Genomic DNA, 21,276 nt, shown 5'->3' with positions numbered 1-21,276 from the left:
ACCTGGTCAGGTTACCCGATGACTCGCCGACCCGGCCAACCGGCCCGGTCCGGCGCTCGGCCGTGCTCCGGCTCCCGCCTGGTCGCGGGCCCGTCCGCCCGAGAGTGGGCCGGCCCGGCGGCAAGGCTACCGGAGGGGCTTGTCGGCGTTGCGGTCACCGCTGGACCGGGACGCGGAGGACACGCCGGACGAGTCCGCCACGTGTCGGTGCGCGCAAGTAGGCTTCTGCCCGTGCTGGACACCCTCGACGCCGCCACGGTCCGCCGGTGGTGCGCGAGCGGGTTGGCCGCGCTCAAGCGCCACCAGGGTGAGATCGACCAGCTCAACGTCTATCCGGTCCCGGACGGCGACACCGGCACCAACCTGGTGCTCACCCTCACCTCGGCCCAGCAGGCCCTCGCGATGGATCTGGACACTCTCCCCGACAGCGGGCCGACCGCACACGGGCACGCGCTGCGGCTGATGGCGCAGGGCGCGCTGCTCGGCGCGCGGGGCAACTCCGGGGTGATCGTCTCGCAGATCCTGCGGGGGTTCGCCGACGAGGTCGCCGTGGTGCCGGCGGTGCGGGGCCGGGAGTTGGCCGCCGCGCTGCGCTCCGGCACCGTGGCCGCGTACACCGCGGTCGCCCGTCCGGTCGAGGGCACCCTGCTCACGGTGGTCGCGGCGGCCGCCACCGCAGCCGAACGGGCGGACAGTGACGACCTGCCGGCGGTGGCCCGCGCGGCGGCCCGCGCCGCCGCCGAGGCGCTCGCCCGGACCCCGGAGCAACTGCCGGAGTTGGCTCGCGCGGGTGTCGTCGACGCCGGTGGCCGAGGGCTCTGCGTGCTTCTCGACGCCTTGGTCGCGGTGCTCACCGGCGAGACCGCGGCCCGGCCCGGGCCGACGCCGCGCTCCGCCCGTCCGGCCGCCACCGTCGCCCGGGAGACCGGGTCCGAGGAGTACGCGTACGAGGTGCAGTTCCTGCTCGACGCCCGGGCGGAGGCGGTCGCCGGGATGCGGCGGACGCTGGACGCGTTGGGGGATTCCCTGGTCGTCGTCGGCGACGGGCGGGAGCCGGAGGGCACCTGGAACGTGCACGTGCACGTCAACGACGTGGGTGCGGCGGTCGAGGCGGGGGTCGGCGCCGGTCGCCCGTACCGGATCTCGGTGACCCGCTTCGCCGACCAGCCGGAGCCACCCCTGGGCCCGGTGGCGACCGGCCGGGCGGCGGTGGTGGTCGCCACCGGGGGTGGCATCGCCGAGCTGTTCGCCGCGGAGGGCGCCACAGTGGTGCCGGGCAACCCGTCCACCGGCGAGTTGCTGGACGCCGTCCGCAGCACCGGTGCGGCCCGGGTGGTGGTGCTGCCCAACGACGCCAACACGGAGGCGGTGGCCAGCGCGGCGGCGCGCGAGGCCCACCGGCTCGGCATCAAGGTGAGCGTGGTGCCGACCCGGTCGCCCGTGCAGGCGCTCGCCGCCCTCGCGGTCCGGGACGGCGACCGGCGCTTCGAGGACGACGTGATCGCGATGGCCGAGGCGGCCGGCGCGTGCCGCTACGCCGAGGTCTGCCATGCCAGCCGGGAGGCGCTGACCGTGGCCGGCCCGTGCCGGCCCGGCGACGTGCTGGCGCTGGTCGAGGGGGAGGTGCACCTGATCGGCACCGACCTCACCGACACCTGCGCCGCCGTGGTCGACCGGATGCTCGGCGGCGGTGGCGAGATGGTCACCCTGTTGGCCGGGCTGGACGCCCCGGCCGGGCTCACCGACGCGGTGCGCGCGCACGTCGCGAGTCGTTGGCCGTTCGTCGAGGTGCACGCGTACCCGGGCGGCCAGCCGTTTTATCCGCTCCTGGTAGGGATCGAATGAGCGAACCAGCCACCGTGGACACTCCGCTGAAGAAGCTGGTCGGGGACAAGACGGCCAAGGCACTGGCCGCGCACCTCGACCTGCACACCGCGGGTGACCTGGTCTACCACTTCCCGCGCCGCTACGACGAGCGTGGCGAGCACACCGACATCCGGTCGCTCGACGTCGGTGAGCAGGTCACCGTGCTGGCCCAGGTGCAGCGCACCGCGGTGCGCCCGATGCGGCAACGGCGGGGCAACCTGCTGGAGGTGACCGTCGGAGACGGCTCCGGCGGAGTGTTGACGCTGACGTTCTTCGGCAACCAGGCGTGGCGTGAGCGGGAGCTGCGTCCCGGTCGGTGGGGGCTGTTCGCCGGCAAGGTCACCGAGTTCCGGGGCAAACGACAGCTCAACGGCCCGGAGTACGTCCTGCTCGGCGAGGGTGGGGACGGCGAGGCGGCGGTGAGCGACGAGATCGAGGAGTTCGCCGGCGCGCTGATCCCCGTCTACCCGGCCGCCGCGGCCCTGCCGACCTGGGTGATCGCGCGGTGCGTACGGGTCGTGCTGGACACGTTCACCCCGCCGGACGATCCGCTGCCGACCGACGTGCGGGCCAGCCGCAAGCTGGTCGGGCTGGGCACCGCGCTGAAGGAGATCCACCGGCCGTCCAGCAAGGAGGAACTGCACCGGGCGCGGCGGCGGCTCAAGTGGGACGAGGCGTTCGCCGTCCAGTTGACCCTGGTCCAGCGCAAGCACCGGGCAGCCGACTGGCCGGCCCGACCCCGCCCGGCCCGCCCAGGTGGGTTGCTGGACGCCTTCGACGCCCGGCTGCCGTACGAGCTGACGGCCGGCCAACGTGACGTGGGCGTGGAGATCGCCGAGGATCTCGCCGCGCCGCATCCGATGCACCGCTTGTTGCAGGGCGAGGTGGGCTCCGGCAAGACGGTGGTGGCGTTGCGGGCGATGCTCCAGGTGGTCGACGCGGGAGGGCAGGCCGCGCTGCTGGCACCCACCGAGGTGCTGGCCGCCCAGCATCACCGCGGCATGCTCGACCTGCTCGGGCCGCTGGGCAGAGCCGGCGAGCTGGGTTCCGCCGACCACGCCACCCGGGTCGAGCTGGTCACCGGCTCGCTGGGCGCGGCGGCCCGGCGGCGGGCGCTCGGCGAGGTCGCCAGCGGTGCCGCCGGCATCGTGCTCGGCACCCACGCCCTGCTCTACGAGGGGGTCGACTTCGCCGATCTCGGCCTGGTGGTCGTCGACGAGCAACACCGCTTCGGCGTGGAGCAACGCGACGCCCTGCGGGCCAAGGCCGACCAGCCGCCGCACGTGCTGGTGATGACGGCCACCCCGATCCCGCGCACGGTGGCGATGACCGTCTACGGCGACCTCGAGGTCTCCACTCTCTCCCAGTTGCCCCGGGGGCGGTCGCCGATCGCCTCGCACGTCGTGCCCGCCGCCGAGAAGCCGGCCTACCTGGACCGGGCCTGGCGTCGGCTGCGCGAGGAGGTGAACGCCGGCCACCAGGCGTACGTGGTGTGTCCGCGGATCGGGGACGGGCCGGCGTCGGAGGACGAGCCGCCGCCCGAGGACGACAACGGCCGCCGGCCGCCGCTGGCGGTGACCGAGGTGGCCCCGCTGCTGGCCGAGGGGCCACTGCACGGGCTGCGGATCGGGGTGCTGCACGGTCGCCTGCCGGCCGACGAGAAGGACGCGGTGATGCGCTCCTTCGCGGCCGGTGACCTGGACGTACTGGTGGCGACCACCGTGATCGAGGTCGGCGTGGACGTGCCGAACGCGACCGTGATGATCGTGCTCGACGCCGACCGTTTCGGCGTCTCCCAACTGCACCAGTTGCGGGGTCGGGTCGGCCGGGGTGCCGCCGCCGGGCTCTGTCTGCTGGTCAGCGAGGCGGCCGAGGGCTCGTCGGCGCGGGAGCGGCTGGACGCGGTGGCGTCCACGAGCGACGGTTTCAAGCTCGCCGAGCTGGATCTTGAGCAGCGCCGCGAGGGTGACGTGCTGGGCGCCACCCAGTCCGGGCATCGGTCACACCTGCGGCTGCTGTCGCTGCGACGGGACACGGAGCTGATCCGTGACGCCCGCGCCGAGGCGATCACCCTGATCGAGGAGGACCCGGACCTGACCGGCAACCCGGCGCTGGCCGCCTCGGTGGCCGCGCTGGTGGACGAGGACCGCGCGGAGTACCTGGAGAAGGGCTGAGGCTGCCTGACCCGCCGGCGTCGGGCCGGCGACCGACCGCATGACTGAGGGCGCGCCGACCGGGTGGTCGACGCGCCCTCAGTTGTCAGAGCGGGGTGTCTCAGGCGGTGAAGGTCACCCGACGACGCCGAGCGATGACGAAGAGCACCGCGCCCGCGATCAGCAGCGCGATCGCGCCGGCGGCGATGCCGCCCGCCGCCGCACCGGTGACCGGGAGGCCCGGCTCCTCGCCGCCAGCGCCACCGCCGCCGCAGTTGCCCTCCGGCGTGTACACCGCTTCCATCTCCAGGTCGAGGTCAGGCAGCGCGACGAGCGCCGTCTCGGCCTTGCCGGCCTGGAAGGTCACGGTCTCCGACTTGCCGGCCGCGACCGTACGGGTCTCGTTCTTGTCGCCGTAGGTGAACGTCGCCTTGACCGGGAGGCCACCCTCGGGGTTGGTCACGGTGAGGGCGAAGTCCTTGCAGTCGGCCTTGGTGGTGACGGCCGGCAGCGGGCAGTCCTCGGGGCGCTGCCACTTGTACGTGCCGTTCTCGACCACCTTGCCGTCGACCAGCACCTCGATCTTGCCGGCGTCCGCGGCGGGCACGACGACGCTGGTGTCGGCCTTACCGGCGGCGACGGAGACCTTCTTGGAGAAGCCGTTCTCGGCCTTCACCTCGAACTCGACCGCGTACTTGCTGATCTTGCCGTCGTTGCTGAGCGACACGGCGACCGAACCGTCGCAGTTGGACGCGAAGGTCGAGGCCGGCGTGGTGCAGCTCTTGCTGCCGCCGTTGTACCAGCCCTGCGGGCCCTTCGAGCGGTTGCCCGGGGCGCCCGGGGCACCGAGCTTCTTGTTGTCGTAGCGCTTGCCGCCGTCGACCAGCTCGTCGATGACCTGGTCCTTGCCGCCCCAGATCAGGTCGACCTGGGTGTGGCAGTCCGGGATCTCGACGTTCAGCGTGATCTCGGTCTGGGTGCCACCGATCCAGTTGCTGTCCGGCGTGCCGTAGACGTACTGCGGGGTGGCGAACTGCGGCCGGGGCGCGAAGTACGACACCAGCGTGAACCACTGCTTGCCCTCGCCGCAGAGCGGCAGGTCACCGTCGAGCTTGACGGTGGCGGTGCCCTTCGGGCCGTCGAAGGTGTGGCTGTACTTCGCCTTGTCGACGTCGACGCACTTCGGCGCCGGTGCGCAGGAGCTGTCGGCGGCCAGGTTGATGCTGCCGTTGTTGGTGGCTTCCTGCCCGTTCTTCTTCCACTTGCCGAACACGATGAGCTTGGCGGTGGTGGTGTCGCCCGGCACTCGCTGGACGGCCACGACGCTGCCGCCCTTGGGGATGACGGAACCCTGCAGCGGGACCGCCTTGGAGCCCTCGACCGGCACGGTGACCTCGGTCGACGGCTCCGCGGTCACCTTCTTGAGGGTGACGGCCTTGTCGCGCTCGCTGTTCTCCACGGTCCACGTGATCACGCGCTCGCCGGTGAGTCGGTCACAGTCGGCTACGGCGGTGATCGTGGTGTGGTGCGCGCTGGCCGGGCCGGCCACCGCGACTGCCCCGGTGAGGCCGATGAGGGCGGCTCCCAGGATGGCCAGCGGTCGCTGTAGCGACAGCTTGGGACGGATCACGGGTACTCCTGGAGTGCTGAAGCGTCAGGGGTGTGGCACGGGAGTGACAGTGGACGGTCGCTGCACGTCCGATCGGAGAGGCGCCCTCCCGTACCGCGGGCCGGTGGGTTGCCGCCGGCACCGGGCAGACCCTAGCGAGATCGTCGGTCGTGAGACAGCGCTCAGGATTTGCTAAGACGGATGTTATGAAGTTGAGATCATTGATATACGAGAAGTGATCACGTGATCTTCATGGCGGTACCGACCGTGTCGGCCGGCAGGCCCGACGGGTCGCGTAGCGTCGCGGGCATGAGCAGGTGGAGACCGTGACCCGGATCGTCGCCGGCACGCTCGGTGGCCGGCGGATCGCCGCGCCTCCCGGTGCCGGCACCAGGCCCACGTCCGACCGGGTTCGGGAGGCGCTGTTCAGCGCCGTCGAGGCCGAGGTCGACCTCGACGGCGCCCGCTTCGCCGACCTGTACGCCGGTTCCGGCGCGGTCGGGCTGGAGGCGCTCTCCCGGGGTGCTCGGCACGTGCTGCTGGTCGAGTCCGACCCACGGGCGGCCCGGGTGATCCGGGAGAACGTGGCGACCCTGCGGGTCGGCCCGGCCGTCCGCCTGGTCGCCGGCAGGGTGGCGACGGTGCTGGCCGCCGGCCCGGAGGGCGGCCCGTACGACGTGGTCTTCGCCGACCCGCCCTACGCGGTGCCGGACGAGGAGATCACCGCACTCTTGGCCGCACTCGTCGACGGCGACTGGCTGGCACCCGACGCGCTGGTGGTGGTGGAGCGGTCCAGTCGCACCAGGCAGTTCGACTGGGTGGACGGGATCACCCCGGACCGCAGTCGCCGTTACGGCGAGACCACACTTTGGTACGGTCGCCGATCATGAGACGTGCGGTGTGCCCCGGTTCGTTCGACCCGGTCACCAACGGACACCTCGACATCATCGGGCGGGCCAGCCGGCTCTTCGACGAGGTGATCGTCGGTGTGCTGGTGAACCAGTCGAAGAGTGGCCTGTTCACCGTCGAGGAGCGGATCGACATGCTCCGCGAGGTGACCTCGTCGTACGGGAACGTGCGGGTCGAGTCGTTTCGAGGGCTGCTGGTGGACTTCTGTCGGGCCCAGCAGGCGAGCGTGCTGATCAAGGGCCTGCGGGCGGTCAGCGACTTCGACTACGAGTTGCAGATGGCCCAGATGAACATCGGGCTCGCGGGCGTCGAGACGCTCTTCATGCCGACCAACCCGCTCTACTCGTTCCTCTCGTCGAGCCTGGTCAAGGACGTGGCCAAGTGGGGCGGCGACATCTCCGCGCATGTCCCCGACCCGGTCCGTGAGGCCCTCCAGGCCCGGCTCGGTCCCCGTAGCTGATCCACACCCGCCGCCGGCGATCGCACCGCTCCATTCGCCGGGACGCCCCTTTTGCGAGAAATAGAGGCAAGAGTGCGGGCAAGGTGGGCGCCGGGTGACGATGTCGCGACGCGCCGGGTAGGGGCGGATGGGGCGCGTGTGGGGCGAGCACGACATGATTGGTGGCGCGGGGAACGGCCGTAGCCCGCATCATGGAGGTCGGCCGAAGAACGACAGGAGTGAGGTACCGGTGGACCCGCTCGATCGCATCGACGAACTGATCGCCATGGTGGAGCAGGCCCGCTCCGTCCCGATGTCGCGCAACAACTGCATGGTCGACCGGGGTGAGACGATCGCGGCCCTCGACGAGATACGTGCCGACCTCCCCGCCGACCTGCGTCGCGCCGCCGCGCTCCTGGAGGAGCGGGACAAGATCATGGAGGCCGGCAAGCGCGAGGCCGACCGGATCATCAGCGAGGGTGAGGCAGAACACGCCCGCCTGGTCTCGGTGAACGAGATCACCGTGTCGGCCGAGCACGAGGGCGCCCGGATCATCGCCGAGGCCCGGGCGGAGGCGCAGCGCCTGCGTGAGGAGGTCGACGACTACGTCGACACCGCGCTGGCCAACTTCGAACAGTTCCTCACCCGGGCGCTGGCCTCGATAGAGCGCGGCCGGGACAAGATGCACGCCCTGCGAGAGATCGGCACGTTCGCTGGGGACGAGGCGGAACGCCCGCTACCCTTCTGAGCGGCACCTCACCAGCCGACATTCTCGGGCGGGCGTCGCCCCCGGTTCGACGGTCCGGCGGTCGTCCAGGTAACCTTTTTTGTCGGCCTCTCACCGGCCGGAGTCTAACTATGCCCAAGCACTCGCCATCGACACTCAACCCCAGGTCGCCGCTGGTCCTCGACACGAGGGACCTGCCGCGCCGCCCTGGCGCGTTGCGTGAGGTCCAGCGGGTCGTGCCGGCACCGGCGGACCTCGGTGTGGAGTTGATCGGCGTGCCGGAGGGCGCGGACCTCGACCTCGATCTGAGGTTGCAGTCGGTGTCCGAGGGCGTGCTCGTCTCCGGGACCATCACCGGTCCCGTCAAGGGCGAGTGCGGCCGCTGCCTGCGCGAGATCAACGACTCGATGGGCGTGACGATCCAGGAGCTGTACGCGTACGAGGACAGCACCACGGACGCCACGACCGACGAGGACGAGGTGGGCCGGATGCAGGGCGATCTGATCGACCTGGAGCCGGCGCTGCGGGACGCGTTGGTGCTCACGCTGCCGACCAACCCGCTCTGCCGGGAGGACTGCCCAGGACTGTGCCCTGAATGCGGGGCGCACTGGGACGATCTGCCGGCCGACCACAGTCACCAGCAGATCGACCCGCGTTGGGCGGGCCTGTCGCAACTGACCGTTACAGAGGAGTAAGAACCGTGGCCGTCCCGAAGCGCAAGATGTCGCGCAGCAACACCCGGTCCCGCCGGGCGAACTGGAAGGCGACCGTGGTCGCGACCGTTGCGTGCCCGCAGTGCAAGTCCCCGAAGCTGCCGCACGCCGCCTGCTCCGTCTGCGGCACCTACAACGGCCGCCAGGTTCTCGAGGTCTGACCTGGACGCCCAGTGACGCCCCCGACCTCAGGTCGGGCGGCGCGCGCATCCTGGCATTCGCCCGGTGCCCCGGCTCCCTCCGACGCCCGACCGACTCCGGCCGGCGTTCCCGTGGAGCCGGGCACCGCGCGGATCGCCGTTGACCTCCTCGGCGGGGACGACGCTCCCGCCGTCGTGGTTGACGGCGCTCTGCGGGCCATGCGCGCCGACCCTGACCTGCACCTGCTTCTCGTCGGCCCGACCGAGGTCGCCGACGAGTTGATCGCTGCCCTCGACCCGGCGCAACGCGCCCGGATCGCGGTGCGGCCCGTTCGCGACGTCGTCGGCATGGCCGACCATCCCAGCGCCGCCCGCGCGGAGAGCACCGTCCGCGCCGCGGTCACCGCCGTCCGCGACGGCACCGCCGACGCCCTGGTGTCCGCCGGTGCCACCGGTGCCACCGTCACCGCCGCCGTTCTCGGCCTCGGCCGTTGGCCGGAGATCCGCCAACCCGCCCTGGTCGCCACCCTGCCCGCCGTGGCCGGGCCGGTCGTCCTGCTCGACGTCGGCGGCTCCCTGGAGCCCCGCCCGGCCACTCTCGCCCGCCACGCCGTGCTCGGCGCCGCGTACGCCGCGGTGGCCCACTCGATCGCCGCGCCCCGGGTCGGGCTGCTGTCGGTGGGCACCGAGGCCGGCAAGGGCGACCGGGTCCGGCGGGCCACCGACCCGTTGCTCGCCGTCGAGCCGCTCCCCGGCGGGGCGCGCTACGTCGGCCTGGTCGAGGGGTACGACGTGACCCTCGGCGCGCGCGCCGATGTGGTGGTCACCGACGGCTTCACCGGTAACGTGCTGCTCAAGGCCATCGAGGGTGCGTACGCCATGGCTGGCGGCCCTCCCGCCGAGGGTGGCGCCCCCCGCGCTGCCGCCCTGCTGGGCGTGGCCGGGACGGTGGTCGTCTGCCACGGTTCCGCGCGCGTCGCCGACGTCGCCTCCGGCATCGCCCTCGCCGCTCACCTGTGGCGGCGGCGCGCCACCGATCTGGTCTCCGCGTTGCTCGACGGCGACGCCGCGACGGATCGCACCAACCGTTCCACCGACACCGAGGTACGCACATCATGAGCAACGACAAGAGGCGGCGGGCGTCCGTCGGTCACCTGGAAGCCGCCTTCGGCGTGAGCCTCGAACCCGAGCTGCTCCAGCGCGCGCTGACCCACCGCTCGTACGCGTACGAGAACGGTGGGCTGCCCACCAACGAGCGGCTGGAGTTCCTCGGCGACTCGGTGCTCGGCGTGGTGATCACCACGGCGCTGTTCCACAACCACCCGGACCTGCCCGAGGGTCAGCTGGCCAAGTTGCGCGCCAGCGTGGTCAACATGAGGGCGCTCGCCGACGTGGCCCGTGGTCTGGGCCCGGACGGCCTCGGCGCGTACCTGCTGCTCGGCAAGGGCGAGGAGACCACCGGCGGTCGGGACAAGGCGAGCATCCTCGCCGACACGCTGGAGGCCCTGCTCGGCGCGATCTACCTCCAGTACGGGCTGGACACCACGGGCATCGTCATCCATCGGCTCTTCGACCCGTTGATGGCCGAGTCGGCCGGTCGGGGCGCCGCCCTGGACTGGAAGACCAGCCTGCAGGAGCTGACGGCGGCGCTCGGGCTCGGCGTTCCGGAGTACCGGATCGAGGGCACCGGCCCGGACCATCTCAAGACGTTCACGGCGTGGGTGGTGGTGGCCGGCAACCGGTACGGCGGTGCCGAGGGGCGCAGCAAGAAGGAGGCCGAGCAGCGCGCCGCCGAGGCGGCCTGGCGGACGCTCGCCGAGCAGAACGACCAGGACGGCGGCGACGGCCAGAACGGCGGTGCCGGCGAGAACAGCGGTGCCGGCCAGAACGGCCAGAGCGGGCAGACCAGCGACGAGCCGTTCGGGCCGCTGGAACGCGCCGAGCGCGCCGCCGAGGCCGAGCAGGCCGACCACCTGGCGCAGGCTCTGCCGGCCGGGGGTGCCGACGGCCACGAGACGGGGTCGCGGCGTGCCTGAGCTGCCCGAGGTCGAGACCGTCCGGCAGGGGCTGGCCCAGTGGGTCGTCGGCCGCCGGATCGTCTCGGTCGAGGTCCGGCACCCGCGTGCGGTCCGCCGGCACGTGCCCGGTGACGTGCACTTCGCCGACGTGCTCGCTGGTCGGACCGTGCTCGACGCCCGCCGTCGCGGTAAGTACCTGTGGCTGCCACTGGACAGCGGCGACGCGATCATCGGTCACCTCGGCATGTCCGGTCAGATGCTGCTCCAGCCGTCCGGCGCCACCGACGAGACCCATCTGCGGGTCCGGTTCCGGTTCGCCGACGACGGGCCGGAGCTGCGTTTCGTCGACCAACGCACGTTCGGCGGGCTCTCGGTGAGCGAGGGCGGCGCCGAGTTGCCCGACGAGATCGCACACATCGCCCGTGACCCGATCGACCCGGAGTTCTCCGACGCGGGGTTCGTCGCCGCGTTGCGCCGCCGGCACACCGAGGTGAAGCGGGCCCTGCTCGACCAGACCCTGATCTCCGGGGTGGGCAACATCTACGCCGACGAGGCACTCTGGCGTGCCCAGCTGCACGGCGGCCGACCCACCGACGCGTTGACCGGCCCGGCCGCGCTGCGCCTGCTCGGCCATGTCCGCGACGTGCTCGGCGAGGCGATCAGGGAGGGCGGCACCAGCTTCGACGCCCTCTACGTCAACGTCAACGGGGAGAGCGGCTACTTCGACCGGGCGCTGAACGCGTACGGCCGCGAGGGCGAGCCGTGCCGTCGGTGCGGCGCGCCGATCCGCCGCGAGGCGTTCATGAACCGGTCCTCGTACAGCTGCCCGCGCTGCCAGCCGCGGCCCCGGGGTTCCCTTCGGGGATGACCCGGAGTCGACTCCGGGGCGGCGTCGGCGGGTCGCGGCGGGCCGCTCCGGGCTGGACCCCGGCGTACGTCCGATTCGTGGGCTGATGCCCGCCGCACCACCCCCGCCGGCCCACCCGGGGTTTCCGGGGTGGACCGGGGCCGATCCCCGATGTGACCGCCTCGTCACGCCCCTAGCGTCAGCACCGGATGACTGGGGGCTGACGTGACAGGGGGATTCGAGATGCGGGGAAGACCGGTGACGGTGCGGCTGGCGCGGTGGAGCGCCGAGCATCCGTGGCGGGCGATCGCGTTGTGGGCGGTGTTCGTGGCGGTGTGCTTCGTCGGCGGCAACGCCGCCGGCCTCAACGAGGCCACCAGCGGTGACCAGGCCATCGGCGAGGCGGGGCGGGCCAGCCTGATCGTGGACGGCGCCAACTTCGACGACCCAGCCGTGGACAACGTCCTGATCACCTCACGGGGTGGTGCGCTGGACCAGGCCGCGGCCACGGCCGCCGCCGACGACGCGGCGGCCCGGCTGCGTACGGTCGTCGGGGTGGCCGAGGTGGGTCAGCCGGTCACCGCCCGGGACGGCTCGGCGTTGCTGGTGCCGATCACCATGTCCGGTGACCCGGAGACGGCCTCGGAGCGGGTGCAGCCGTTGCGCGACGCCACCGCCTCCGTGCAGGCCGCCCATCCGCAGCTGCGCGTGGAACAGGTCGGCGGGCCGTCGATCGGCCAGGCCCTCGACGACACCCTGGGCAAGGACTTCAAGCGGGCCGAGCTGCTCAGCCTGCCGGTCACCCTGGCGATCCTGATCATCGCGTTCGGGGCGCTGATCGCGGCCAGTGTGCCGGTGCTGCTGGCGCTCTCGTCGGTCGCCGCCGCGATGGGTCTGTCCACCCTCGCCTCGCACCTGGTGCCGGCGACCGACACCACGGCTCCGGTGATCCTGCTGATCGGTATGGCGGTCGGGGTCGACTACTCGCTGTTCTACATCCGTCGGGAGCGGGAGGAACGCGCCAAGGGCCGTTCCGGCCTCGACGCCGTGGAGATCGCGGCGGAGACGTCCGGCCACGCCGTGGTGGTCTCCGGCCTGGCGGTGATGATCTCGATGGCCGGGCTGCTGCTCGCCGGTGACGTGGTCTTCTCGTCCCTCGCGGTCGGCTCGATCCTGGTCGTCGCCGTCGCGGTGACCGGTTCGCTGACCGTGCTGCCCGCCCTGCTGGCCAGGCTCGGCCGTTGGGTCGACCGGCCCCGGGTGCCGCTGCTCTGGCGGCTGACCGCGCCGCGCACCGGCCGGCACGGCCAGCCCCGCGCACCCCGGCTCTGGCCCGCGGTGCTCCGGCCGGCGCTGCGCGCGCCGGTGGCGACGCTTGTCATCTCGGTCGGGCTGCTGCTCGCGCTGGCCGCGCCGGCCCTCGGCATGAAGCTGAAGTTCCCCGGCATGGAGGACCTGCCCCGCACCACGCCGGCGATGCAGGCGTACGACCGGCTCACCGCCGCCTTCCCGAGCACCGGCACCAATCACGTGGTGGCCGTGCGGGCACCGGCCGAGCAGGCCGACCAGGTACGCGCCGCCCTCACCGACCTGTCCACCCGTGCGGCCGGCGATCCGCTGTTCGCCCCGGTCGAGGCGGACGGCCCGAAGATCGAGGTGTCGGCCGACCGGCGGGTGTCGGTGCTGGACGTCGCCACCCCGTACGCCAGCCGGGACGACCGGTCGGTGCGGTCGCTGGAGAAGCTGCGCGAAGACCTGGTCCCGGCCGAGTTGCGGGGCATCCCGGGCATCGAGTACGCGGTCGGCGGCAGCGTCGCCGACAGCGAGGACTACGCGGCCCACGTCCGGGACAAGTTGCCACTGGTCATGGGCTTCGTGCTGGTGCTGACCTTCCTGGTCATGGTGTTCACCTTCCGGTCGGTGGTGGTCGCGGTGAGCTCGATCGCACTGAACCTGCTCTCCGCCGGCGCCGCGTACGGGCTGCTGGTGTTGGTCTTCCAGGGCGAGTGGGCCGAGGGACTGCTCGGCTTCACGTCGATGGGCGCCATCGTGTCCTGGTTGCCGCTGTTCCTCTTCGTGGTGCTCTTCGGCCTCTCGATGGACTACCACGTCTTCGTGGTCAGCCGGATCCGCGAGGCGATCCGGTCCGGCATGCCCAACCGTGACGCCGTGTCCTACGGGATCACCTCGTCGGCCGGGGTGGTGACCAGCGCGGCGATCGTGATGGTCGGGGTCTTCTCGATCTTCGCCACGCTGAGCACGATCGACATGAAACAGCTCGGCATCGGCCTCGCGGCGGCGATCCTGCTGGATGCCACGATCATCCGGGGAGTGGTGCTGCCGGCGTTGATGACCATGCTGGGCGACGCCAACTGGTGGGCCCCGCGCTTCCTGCGCCCGCGCCCGGCGCCCGCGCCGGCCGATCCTCCGGCTCCCACCCCGGAGCTGGTGCCGGTGCCCTGAACCAGGCGCTGTGGCCGGGCCGCGACCGCGGCCCGGCCCGTCGTCTGTCAGGGCAGGGGGCAGGCCTCCCGTGACGCGTCCAACGCGCGGTCCTTCCGGATCGACGCGAAGCCGTAGCCGACGGTGGTCACGCAGAACTCGTCGGTCGAGCCGGCGTACTCCACGTGGAAGACCGGCTTGCCGGCGTCGGCGAACGGCAGCAGCTTGGCGCACTGGGCGAGCCGCACGCACTCCTCGTTGACCACGAAGTCGAAGTCCGGGGCCAGCGCGGCGAGCTGCGGCACGTCGTTGACCAGCCCGGGGGAGAGGCTCAGCGAGCGGGCCAACTCGGCCAGCCGGCGGTTGAACAGCAGTTGGTCGTCGAAGTCGAGTGGGAAGCCGGTGCGGAACGCGTACCCGTCGGCGTCGGCGAGCGCGACCGCGCCGAAGCCCTTGCCCCGGCACAGCCGGAACCGGTCGGCCAGCACCGGTTCGAGAGCGTCCCAACCCCGGACGTCCAGCCACCGGCTGTCCGGCCGAGGTCCGGTCGAGCCCTGCACGACGTCCGGGAACCGGCTGGCGTCCGGATCGGCGGAGCGGACCGACCCGACGTGCACCTGGCAGATCAACCGGCGGTCCCGGGAGCGCAGCTCGGTCGTCTGCGCGGTAGTGGTGGCCACCGGGTCGAGCAGGAAGACGTCCGCCTGCACCGTCGGGTCGAGCGGGCCGGTGAGCTGCCACTGCCACTGCCAGTGGCGGGACTGCGCGGCCGGCCACGCGGTGGGCGCGCCGGGCGGAGTCAGCGCCGGGCGGCACCCGTACGCCGGTACGACCAGAAGCAGCGCGACACCTGCCGACACGACGCGGTGCAGTGGGCGTACGGCGGCGCGTCGTCGTGGCCGGATCCGCATCGGCAGCTCCCGGGTTCCGGGCGGCCCGTCGCCGCCCTCACCGGCACGCCGGGCCCACGCTCGGCCCGACGTACCTCACCGGGTCAAACGAGCGCGGGGGCACGGACGACGCGCGGTCAGCGCGGTGCGGCGAAGACCTGCGTCCAGTACGGTCCGTTGCTGTTGGCGATGCCGACGCCGATCTCGGTGAACGCGCAGTTCAGGATGTTGGCCTTGTGGCCGGAGCTGTTCATCCAGGCGTCCATCACCGAGGTCGGGGTCTTCTGGTTCCAGGCCACGTTCTCGCCGTACGTGCGCCACGCGTAGCCGACCCGGTCCAGCCGGACGCCGGCGTTGCTGCCGTCGCTGCCGGTGTGCGACATGTTCTGGTGGTCGGCCTGGTCCTGGCTGTGCTTCTGCGCGGCGGTCATCAGCTTGTCGTCGATGCTCAGCGCCTTGCAGCCGGCCTTGGCCCGCTCGGCGTTGACCAGGTCCACCACCTCGCGGGCCTGCGAGCTGACGGTGCCGCCGGAGCCCGAACCGTTGGTCGTGCTCGGCGCGGTGCTGCGCGCGCGGCGCGAGGCGGCGGTGGTCCGCGACTGCGCGGGGGTCGGCTTGACGACCTTGCTCGGCGAGGGGCTCGGCTGCGCCGAGCTGGGCGCGGCGGACGGGGAGGGTGCGGCCAGGGTGTCGATGGCCGGCGGCTCGGTCGGGGCCTGCGACGCGGCGAAGGTGTCGTCGACCGCGACCGGCTGGTCGGCCCCGTCGCCACCACCGGGCATCGCCAGCGCGCCGACGCCGAAGCTCACCACCAGGGTGGCCGCCGCGGCGGCTCCGCCGATCATCAGCGGCTTGCGCCAGCGGCGCGGGGAGCGGTGACGTCCCTCGCCGGGTCGGCCGGTCGCGCCAGCCTCGGTGCGCCAACCCTCGGTCGTCCCCGGGTCGGTGTCGGTGCGCCAGCCGCCGGTGGTGGTGGGGTCGGTGTCGCCGTGCCAACCGCTGGTGTTCGCGGGGTCACCGTCGGCGTGCCAGCCGCCGGTGGGGTTCTCGGTCGGGCGGCTGTCGTCCCAGTGGCCGCTGTCGCCGCCCGGGTGGTGGGCCGGCCAGGCGGCGGTGGGAGCGTCGGCCGAGCCGGTGGCCGTCGGCCGGCCCGACTGCCAGTCGTCGGCGGGCTGCTGCGGGTGCCACTCGTCGTCGGGCTGATCGGTGTCGTCGCCGAACAGGTAGGCCGAGCGGGGCTCCGGGCGGTCGTGCAGCCAGGCCGGCTCGTCGGTCGGCCGCTCGGCGCGCCGGGGGGCGCCGTTCGGGTCCATCGGGTCGGTCCAGCCGTACACGCCTATGCCTCCAGGGGTCGGTTGCGGGCCGGGGTGACGCTACGGCGCGCCCGCGACCTGCGGCAACGTGGCTAAGGAAGAGTTAAGGGGAAGTCGGACGCCAAGGGGCGGACTTCCGGGAATCCGGGCGTACAGTAAAGGTGTCCGGACAGAGCGTGTCCGTGCCTTGAAGGCAGCCCCCCGACAAGTGGACAGGTCGACGTGGAGATGATCTACGGCCTGCGAGAACTTGACGAAGGAGGGGTTTGCGGCTCAATATATAGGTGTCGCCAGTCGCGCCCGGTCATGCCCAGATACAGCTGGAATGACAGCCGCGTACAAATGGGCGCGCGTTGGCCGGCCTTTCCGGCAGCGCATATCAAGGAGTCAGCATGGCGAAGGCCCTCTACGGCCACGTAGGCGCAGCGCCCGACCGGCGTCTGCTCGACGAGGTCACCCGGCTGCGTGCCAGGGTGCAGGCACTGGAGTTCGAGATCACGCGTCTGCGTGCCGACAACGATCGGCTCGCGGCGGCTGCGGCGGAGGCGGACGATCTGCTCCGTCTGGCCGAGCCGGCGCTGACCTGATCTCCGCGTCGACAAAACTGAATCGCACCATCGCCGAAAAGCGCGCCGACACGTCTGTGCCGGCGCGCAACGCTGTCCGATCCTTTTCGGGCCGACTATTCATGATCTTGCGATCGGTCGCGCGGGAACCGTCCCGGCCGCATCCGAATAGCGCACCGGCGGATAAGCCGATCATGAACCGCTCTCGCCATTGTCGCGGCCGCCAGAACAACAGCGCGTGCGCGCCTCGCACCCTCGACGTACCCGACCCGGGGCGGGTCGCGTGCCGACCCGCTTCCACCACCGGGTTAGTCTGCGAGTTCACCCAGGTCCCCAGAGCCGGCGACGGTACGGCGGCCACCGGACGAGGATCGAGAAGGTGTATCTCAAGAGCCTGACGGTGAAGGGGTTCAAGTCCTTCGCCTCCGCGACGACGTTGAAGCTGGAGCCCGGGATCACCTGTGTGGTGGGCCCGAACGGCTCCGGCAAGTCCAACGTCGTCGACGCCATCGCCTGGGTCCTCGGCGAGCAGGGCGCCAAGGCGCTGCGCGGCGGCAAGATGGAGGACGTCATCTTCGCCGGCACCTCCGGCCGGGCACCACTGGGTCGCGCCGAGGTCACCCTCACCATCGACAACACCGACGGCGCGTTGCCGATCGAGTACACCGAGGTCTCCATCACCCGCCGGATGTTCCGCTCCGGTGAGAGCGAGTACGAGATCAACGGCAACTCCTGCCGGTTGCTCGACATCCAGGAGCTGCTGTCCGACTCCGGCATCGGCCGGGAGATGCACATCATCGTCGGGCAGGGCCGACTCGACGGCATGCTGCACGCCAAGCCGGAGGACCGCCGGGCGTTCATCGAGGAGGCGGCCGGCGTCCTCAAGCACCGCAAGCGCAAGGAAAAGGCCCTGCGCAAGCTCGACGCGATGCAGACCAACCTCAACCGCCTCACCGACCTCACCGCCGAGCTGCGCCGCCAGCTCAAGCCACTGGGCCGGCAGGCCGAGGTGGCCCGTCGCGCCGCCGCCATCCAGGCCAACCTGCGCGACGCCCGCCTGCGCCTGCTCGCCGACGACCTGGCCACCCTGCGCACCACCCTCGACCGGGAGATCGCCGACGAGACCGCGCTGCGCGAGCGGCGCGAGCAGATCGAGGGCGAGCACGTCGAGGTGCAGGGCCGACTCGGCGAGCTGGAGGCCGCCCTCGCGGAGGACGCGCCGCTGCTCGCCGCCGCACAGGACACCTGGTACAAGCTGTCCGCCCTCCAGGAACGCTTCCGCTCGATCGAGCAGTTGGCCCGGGAACGGCTGCGCCACCTCAGCGCCAGCGGCGACGACGAGCGGCCCGGCCGCGACCCGGACCAACTGGAGGCCGAGGCCGAACGGGTCCGCGAGCAGGAGGAGGAACTGCGCGCGGCGCTCACCGACGACCAGATCCGGCTGGCCGAGGCGGTCGAGCACCGCCAGGAGCTGGAACGGCAGCTCGCCGCCGCCGAACGGGAGCTGGTCGCCGCCGCCAAGGCCATCGCCGACCGGCGGGAGGGGATGGCCAAGCTCACCGGCCAGGTCAACTCGGCCCGCGCCCGCACCACCAGCGCCGGCGAGGAGATCGAACGACTCGCGGTCGCGCACGCCGACGCGCTGGGCCGCGCCGAGCAGGCGCAGGCCGACCTGGACGCGGTCGCCGCCCAGTCCACCGAGGCCGACCGGGACAACGCGGACCTGGACGCCCGGCACGCCGAGGCGGTCGCCGTGCAGGAGCGGGCGCAGGCGACCGTACGCTCACTGGCCGACTCCGAGCGGGCGGCGGAGAAGGACGCCGCCACCTGGAAGGCCCGCGAGGAGGCGCTGGCGCTCGGGCTGCGGCGCAAGGACGGCGCGGGCGCGCTGCTCGCCCGCGCCGACGACGTACCCGGCCTGCTCGGCAGCCTCGCCGGGCTGCTCACCGTCGCGCCGGGCCACGAGGCCGCGCTGGCCGCCGCGCTCGGCGGCCTCGCCGACGCGGTCGCCGTCAGCGGGGTGGACGAGGCCGTCGAGGCGATGCGGCTGCTGAAGATCTCCGACGCCGGTCGGGCCGGCCTGCTCGTCGGGAGCCCGGCGGGCCCGGGCATGACCGGCTCCGCCGACGCGCTGCGCCCGAAGCTGCCCGACGGCGCCCGCTGGGCCCCCGACCTGGTGGAGTGCAGCGCGGAGCTGCGTCCGGCGGTGCACCGGGCACTGCGGGACGTGGCGCTCGTCGACGATCTCGCCGCCGCCGCCGACCTGGTCGCCAGCAACCCCGAGTTGCGGGCGGTCACCCCGGACGGTGACGTGGTCGGGGCGTACGCGGCGGCTGGCGGGTCGGCCAAGGCCCCCAGCTACATCGAGGTGCAGGCGGCCGTCGAGGAGGCTCGCGCCAACCGACTGACCGCCGAGCGCGCCGGCGCGGAACTGCGGGACCAACTCGTCGAAGCGCGCGCCGAGGTGACTGCCGCCAAGGAGGCCGTGCAGCACGCCGCCGCCGAGAAGCGGGAGGCGGAGAGTCACCGCAACGCCGCCGCCCGCCGGCTGGCCGAGCTGGGCGCGGCGGCCCGCTCGGCGAAGGCGGAGACCGACCGGCTGGGCGAGTCCCGGTCCCGCGCCGAGGCCGCCCGACAGCGGGATCTCACCGCGCTCGACGAGCTGGAGGAGCGGCTGCGACTGGCCGAGGAGACGCCGGTCGACGCGGAGCCCTCCACCGAGGAGCGGGACCAACTCGCGGCCATGGTGCCGCAGGCCCGGCAGAACGAGATGGAGGTCCGGCTCGCGGTCCGTACCGCCGAGGAGCGGGTCTCCTCGATCGCGGGCCGGGCCGACTCGCTGGCCCGGCAGGCCACCGCCGAGCGGGCCGCCCGGGAACGCGCCGCGGCCCGGCGGGCCGCCCGCACCCGGGGCGCGGGCATCGCCCGAGCCGTCGCCGGCGGTGCCCGGGAGGCGCTCACCCGACTCACCACCTCCATCGCGACGGCCGAAGAGCACCGCGACGCGGTCGCCCGGGAACGCGCCGCCCGCGAGGCGGAGCTCCAGGAGGTACGCGGCGCGGCCAAGCGACTCGGCGCGGAGCTGGAGCGGCTGACCAGCCAGGTGCACCGCGACGAGGTCGCCCGCGCGGAGCAACGGCTGCGCATCGAGCAGTTGGAGGCGAAGGCCGCCGAGGACTTCGGGTTGGACGTGGAGACGCTTGTCGCCGAGTACGGCCCGACGCAGCCGGTCCCGCCGACCCCTGTCGACATCGCCACGGCCGAACGCGACGGCCTGCCGGTGCCCGAGCCGGTCCGTTACGAGCGGCCGGTGCAGGAGAAGCGGGCCGCCAAGGCGGAACGGGAGCTGACCCTGCTCGGCAAGGTCAACCCGCTCGCGCTGGAGGAGTTCGCCGCGCTGGAGGAGCGTTACAAGTTCCTCTCCGAGCAGTTGGAAGACCTCAAGGCCACCCGCCGGGACCTGCTCACCGTGGTCAAGGACGTGGACGAGCGGATCCTGGAGGTCTTCGCCAGCGCGTTCGAGGACACTGCCCGGGAGTTCGAGCAGGTGTTCAACGTGCTCTTCCCCGGCGGCGAGGGGCGGCTGATCCTCACCGAGCCGGAGGACCTGCTCACCACAGGCGTCGAGGTGGAGGCCCGCCCACCGGGCAAGAAGATCAAGCGGCTGTCGCTGCTCTCCGGTGGCGAGCGGTCGCTGACCGCGGTGGCCATGCTGGTGGCGATCTTCCGTGCCCGGCCCAGCCCGTTCTACATCATGGACGAGGTGGAAGCGGCCCTGGACGACGTCAACCTGGGCCGGTTGATCACGTTGATGGCACAGTTGCGGGAGAAGAGCCAGCTGATCGTCATCACGCACCAGAAGCGGACGATGGAGATCGCTGACGCGCTCTACGGGGTGACCATGCGCAGCGGGGTCACCCAGGTGATCAGCCAACGGCTCAACCGGGCCGACGAGGACGACGAGCGGCACGGCCGCGGCGAGGAGAACGGGTAGTGGCTCGGGAACGCGCGACGGCGCTCCTGCTGGATCTGGACGGCGTCCTGCGCCGGTTCGACCCGGCGGTGGCCGCCGGGGTGGAGCGGGAGTACGGCCTCGCCGACGGGGTTCTTCTCGAGATCGCCATGCAGTGGGGCCGGCTCCGGCCGGTGCTCACCGGCCAGGTCAGTCACGCCCAGTGGGTGGACAGCGTGGCCGACGCCCTGGCCGAGCCGGCCGGCGGCCCGGACCGTGCCCGGGCGGCGGTGGAGCAGTGGCAGCGCTACCGGGGCGAGGTGGACACCGAGGTGCTCGACTTCGTCCGGGAGGCGCGCACGGCCGGCATCAAGGTCGGCCTGGGCACCAACGCCACCGACCTGCTCGACGCCGACCTGGCCGCCCTCGGCCTGGCCGGTGAGTTCGACGTGGTGGTCAACTCGTCGACGTTGGGCGTGCACAAGCCCGCCCCGGAGTACTTCGAGGGCGCCTGCCGGGCGCTGGCCACCCCACCGGCCCGGGTGCTCTTCGTCGACGACGAGGACTGGGCCGTGCGGGGTGCCCGCGCCGCCGGGCTGTCGGCGCACCGCTGGGGCGGTCACGCCGACCTCCGCTACCTGCGGGCCGCCCTGGACTACTGAGCGGGGTGACCTCGGCGCGGTCGTCGATGT

The 21,276-nt window shown here is 72.6% G+C and carries 17 protein-coding genes; 14 read left to right on the top strand and 3 right to left on the bottom strand.

Translation table 11 applies throughout. The features are described 5' to 3' along the window. Nucleotides 1-231: 231 nt before the first annotated feature. Together ABGB10_RS05535 and recG are read left to right on the top strand one after the other, a co-directional pair. Nucleotides 232-1,845, top strand: coding sequence for a DAK2 domain-containing protein (locus ABGB10_RS05535; protein WP_347659764.1), 1,614 nt, complete (start codon nucleotides 232-234; stop codon nucleotides 1,843-1,845). Continuing rightward, nucleotides 1,842-4,040 carry an ATP-dependent DNA helicase RecG gene (gene recG / locus ABGB10_RS05530; RefSeq protein ID WP_347659763.1) on the top strand — a complete coding sequence of 733 codons (2,199 nt, stop codon included), beginning with the start codon at nucleotides 1,842-1,844 and terminating at the stop codon, nucleotides 4,038-4,040. Before ABGB10_RS05535 ends, recG begins: the two co-directional genes overlap by 4 nt. Nucleotides 4,041-4,140: 100 nt before the next feature. Here the strand turns inward: recG and ABGB10_RS05525 are convergent, their stop codons facing one another. After that, nucleotides 4,141-5,649 carry a cell wall anchor protein gene (locus tag ABGB10_RS05525; RefSeq protein WP_347659762.1) on the bottom strand — a complete coding sequence of 503 codons (1,509 nt, stop codon included), beginning with the start codon at nucleotides 5,647-5,649 and terminating at the stop codon, nucleotides 4,141-4,143. 305 nt (nucleotides 5,650-5,954) lie between these two features. On the opposite strand from ABGB10_RS05525, the gene rsmD reads away from it, so the two are divergent. The 9 genes from rsmD to ABGB10_RS05480 all read left to right on the top strand — a co-directional run bounded on the left by rsmD (nucleotide 5,955) and on the right by ABGB10_RS05480 (nucleotide 13,884). Next, nucleotides 5,955-6,518, top strand: a complete 564-nt coding sequence (rsmD, locus tag ABGB10_RS05520; RefSeq protein ID WP_347659761.1) for a 16S rRNA (guanine(966)-N(2))-methyltransferase RsmD — start codon at nucleotides 5,955-5,957, stop codon at nucleotides 6,516-6,518. Continuing rightward, complete coding sequence (coaD, locus tag ABGB10_RS05515) at nucleotides 6,515-6,997, top strand: pantetheine-phosphate adenylyltransferase (RefSeq protein ID WP_347659760.1); 483 nt, start codon at nucleotides 6,515-6,517, stop codon at nucleotides 6,995-6,997. Before rsmD ends, coaD begins: the two co-directional genes overlap by 4 nt. A gap of 229 nt (nucleotides 6,998-7,226) precedes the next feature. Beyond that, nucleotides 7,227-7,724 carry a hypothetical protein gene (locus tag ABGB10_RS05510; RefSeq protein WP_088991070.1) on the top strand — a complete coding sequence of 166 codons (498 nt, stop codon included), beginning with the start codon at nucleotides 7,227-7,229 and terminating at the stop codon, nucleotides 7,722-7,724. 110 nt (nucleotides 7,725-7,834) lie between these two features. Beyond that, nucleotides 7,835-8,398, top strand: coding sequence for a YceD family protein (locus ABGB10_RS05505; RefSeq protein ID WP_278137900.1), 564 nt, complete (start codon nucleotides 7,835-7,837; stop codon nucleotides 8,396-8,398). 5 nt (nucleotides 8,399-8,403) lie between these two features. Beyond that, the gene (gene rpmF, locus ABGB10_RS05500) at nucleotides 8,404-8,577 is read left to right on the top strand and encodes a 50S ribosomal protein L32 (RefSeq protein WP_030335284.1); all 174 of its coding nucleotides are present in this window, start codon (nucleotides 8,404-8,406) and stop codon (nucleotides 8,575-8,577) included. A gap of 111 nt (nucleotides 8,578-8,688) precedes the next feature. Further along, entirely contained in the window at nucleotides 8,689-9,675 is a 987-nt protein-coding gene (locus ABGB10_RS05495; RefSeq protein WP_347659759.1) for a phosphate acyltransferase PlsX, read from the top strand. Next, nucleotides 9,672-10,592, top strand: coding sequence for a ribonuclease III (gene rnc, locus ABGB10_RS05490; RefSeq protein WP_347659758.1), 921 nt, complete (start codon nucleotides 9,672-9,674; stop codon nucleotides 10,590-10,592). Before ABGB10_RS05495 ends, rnc begins: the two co-directional genes overlap by 4 nt. Then, nucleotides 10,585-11,442 carry a bifunctional DNA-formamidopyrimidine glycosylase/DNA-(apurinic or apyrimidinic site) lyase gene (gene mutM, locus ABGB10_RS05485; protein ID WP_347659757.1) on the top strand — a complete coding sequence of 286 codons (858 nt, stop codon included), beginning with the start codon at nucleotides 10,585-10,587 and terminating at the stop codon, nucleotides 11,440-11,442. The genes rnc and mutM overlap by 8 nt, the downstream gene beginning before the upstream one ends. A gap of 222 nt (nucleotides 11,443-11,664) precedes the next feature. Further along, complete coding sequence (locus tag ABGB10_RS05480; protein ID WP_347659756.1) at nucleotides 11,665-13,884, top strand: MMPL family transporter; 2,220 nt, start codon at nucleotides 11,665-11,667, stop codon at nucleotides 13,882-13,884. Between the two features lie 47 nt (nucleotides 13,885-13,931). Here the strand turns inward: ABGB10_RS05480 and ABGB10_RS05475 are convergent, their stop codons facing one another. Both ABGB10_RS05475 and ABGB10_RS05470 read right to left on the bottom strand, forming a co-directional pair. Continuing rightward, the gene (locus ABGB10_RS05475) at nucleotides 13,932-14,774 is read right to left on the bottom strand and encodes an endo alpha-1,4 polygalactosaminidase (protein ID WP_347659755.1); all 843 of its coding nucleotides are present in this window, start codon (nucleotides 14,772-14,774) and stop codon (nucleotides 13,932-13,934) included. 116 nt (nucleotides 14,775-14,890) lie between these two features. After that, nucleotides 14,891-16,087 carry a CAP domain-containing protein gene (locus ABGB10_RS05470; RefSeq protein WP_347659754.1) on the bottom strand — a complete coding sequence of 399 codons (1,197 nt, stop codon included), beginning with the start codon at nucleotides 16,085-16,087 and terminating at the stop codon, nucleotides 14,891-14,893. Between the two features lie 371 nt (nucleotides 16,088-16,458). Between ABGB10_RS05470 and ABGB10_RS05465 the strand changes: the two genes are divergently transcribed. The 3 genes from ABGB10_RS05465 to ABGB10_RS05455 all read left to right on the top strand — a co-directional run bounded on the left by ABGB10_RS05465 (nucleotide 16,459) and on the right by ABGB10_RS05455 (nucleotide 21,246). Then, nucleotides 16,459-16,653, top strand: a complete 195-nt coding sequence (locus ABGB10_RS05465) for a hypothetical protein (RefSeq protein WP_007456482.1) — start codon at nucleotides 16,459-16,461, stop codon at nucleotides 16,651-16,653. A gap of 358 nt (nucleotides 16,654-17,011) precedes the next feature. After that, nucleotides 17,012-20,626 (top strand): chromosome segregation protein SMC, encoded by a 3,615-nt coding sequence (smc, locus tag ABGB10_RS05460; protein WP_347659753.1) that lies wholly within the window; start codon nucleotides 17,012-17,014, stop codon nucleotides 20,624-20,626. Further along, nucleotides 20,626-21,246, top strand: a complete 621-nt coding sequence (locus ABGB10_RS05455) for an HAD-IA family hydrolase (RefSeq protein WP_347659752.1) — start codon at nucleotides 20,626-20,628, stop codon at nucleotides 21,244-21,246. Before smc ends, ABGB10_RS05455 begins: the two co-directional genes overlap by 1 nt. The last annotated feature ends 30 nt before the right edge of the window (nucleotides 21,247-21,276 follow it).

The organism is Micromonospora sp. B9E7, assembly GCF_039871815.1.
Lineage (GTDB): Bacteria > Actinomycetota > Actinomycetes > Mycobacteriales > Micromonosporaceae > Micromonospora.
This window is presented reverse-complemented; position numbering and strand designations above follow the sequence as displayed.

What these genes read in the sequence shown, in the direction of transcription:
- ABGB10_RS05505 (WP_278137900.1), top strand. Translation starts at nt 7,835, where the DNA reads ATGCCCAAGCACTCGCCATCGACACTCAACCCCAGGTCGCCGCTGGTC.
- ABGB10_RS05480 (WP_347659756.1), top strand. Translation starts at nt 11,665, where the DNA reads ATGCGGGGAAGACCGGTGACGGTGCGGCTGGCGCGGTGGAGCGCCGAG.
- ABGB10_RS05475 (WP_347659755.1), bottom strand. Translation starts at nt 14,774, where the DNA reads ATGCGGATCCGGCCACGACGACGCGCCGCCGTACGCCCACTGCACCGC.
- ABGB10_RS05465 (WP_007456482.1), top strand. Translation starts at nt 16,459, where the DNA reads ATGGCGAAGGCCCTCTACGGCCACGTAGGCGCAGCGCCCGACCGGCGT.
- coaD (WP_347659760.1), top strand. Translation starts at nt 6,515, where the DNA reads ATGAGACGTGCGGTGTGCCCCGGTTCGTTCGACCCGGTCACCAACGGA.
- rnc (WP_347659758.1), top strand. Translation starts at nt 9,672, where the DNA reads ATGAGCAACGACAAGAGGCGGCGGGCGTCCGTCGGTCACCTGGAAGCC.
- recG (WP_347659763.1), top strand. Translation starts at nt 1,842, where the DNA reads ATGAGCGAACCAGCCACCGTGGACACTCCGCTGAAGAAGCTGGTCGGG.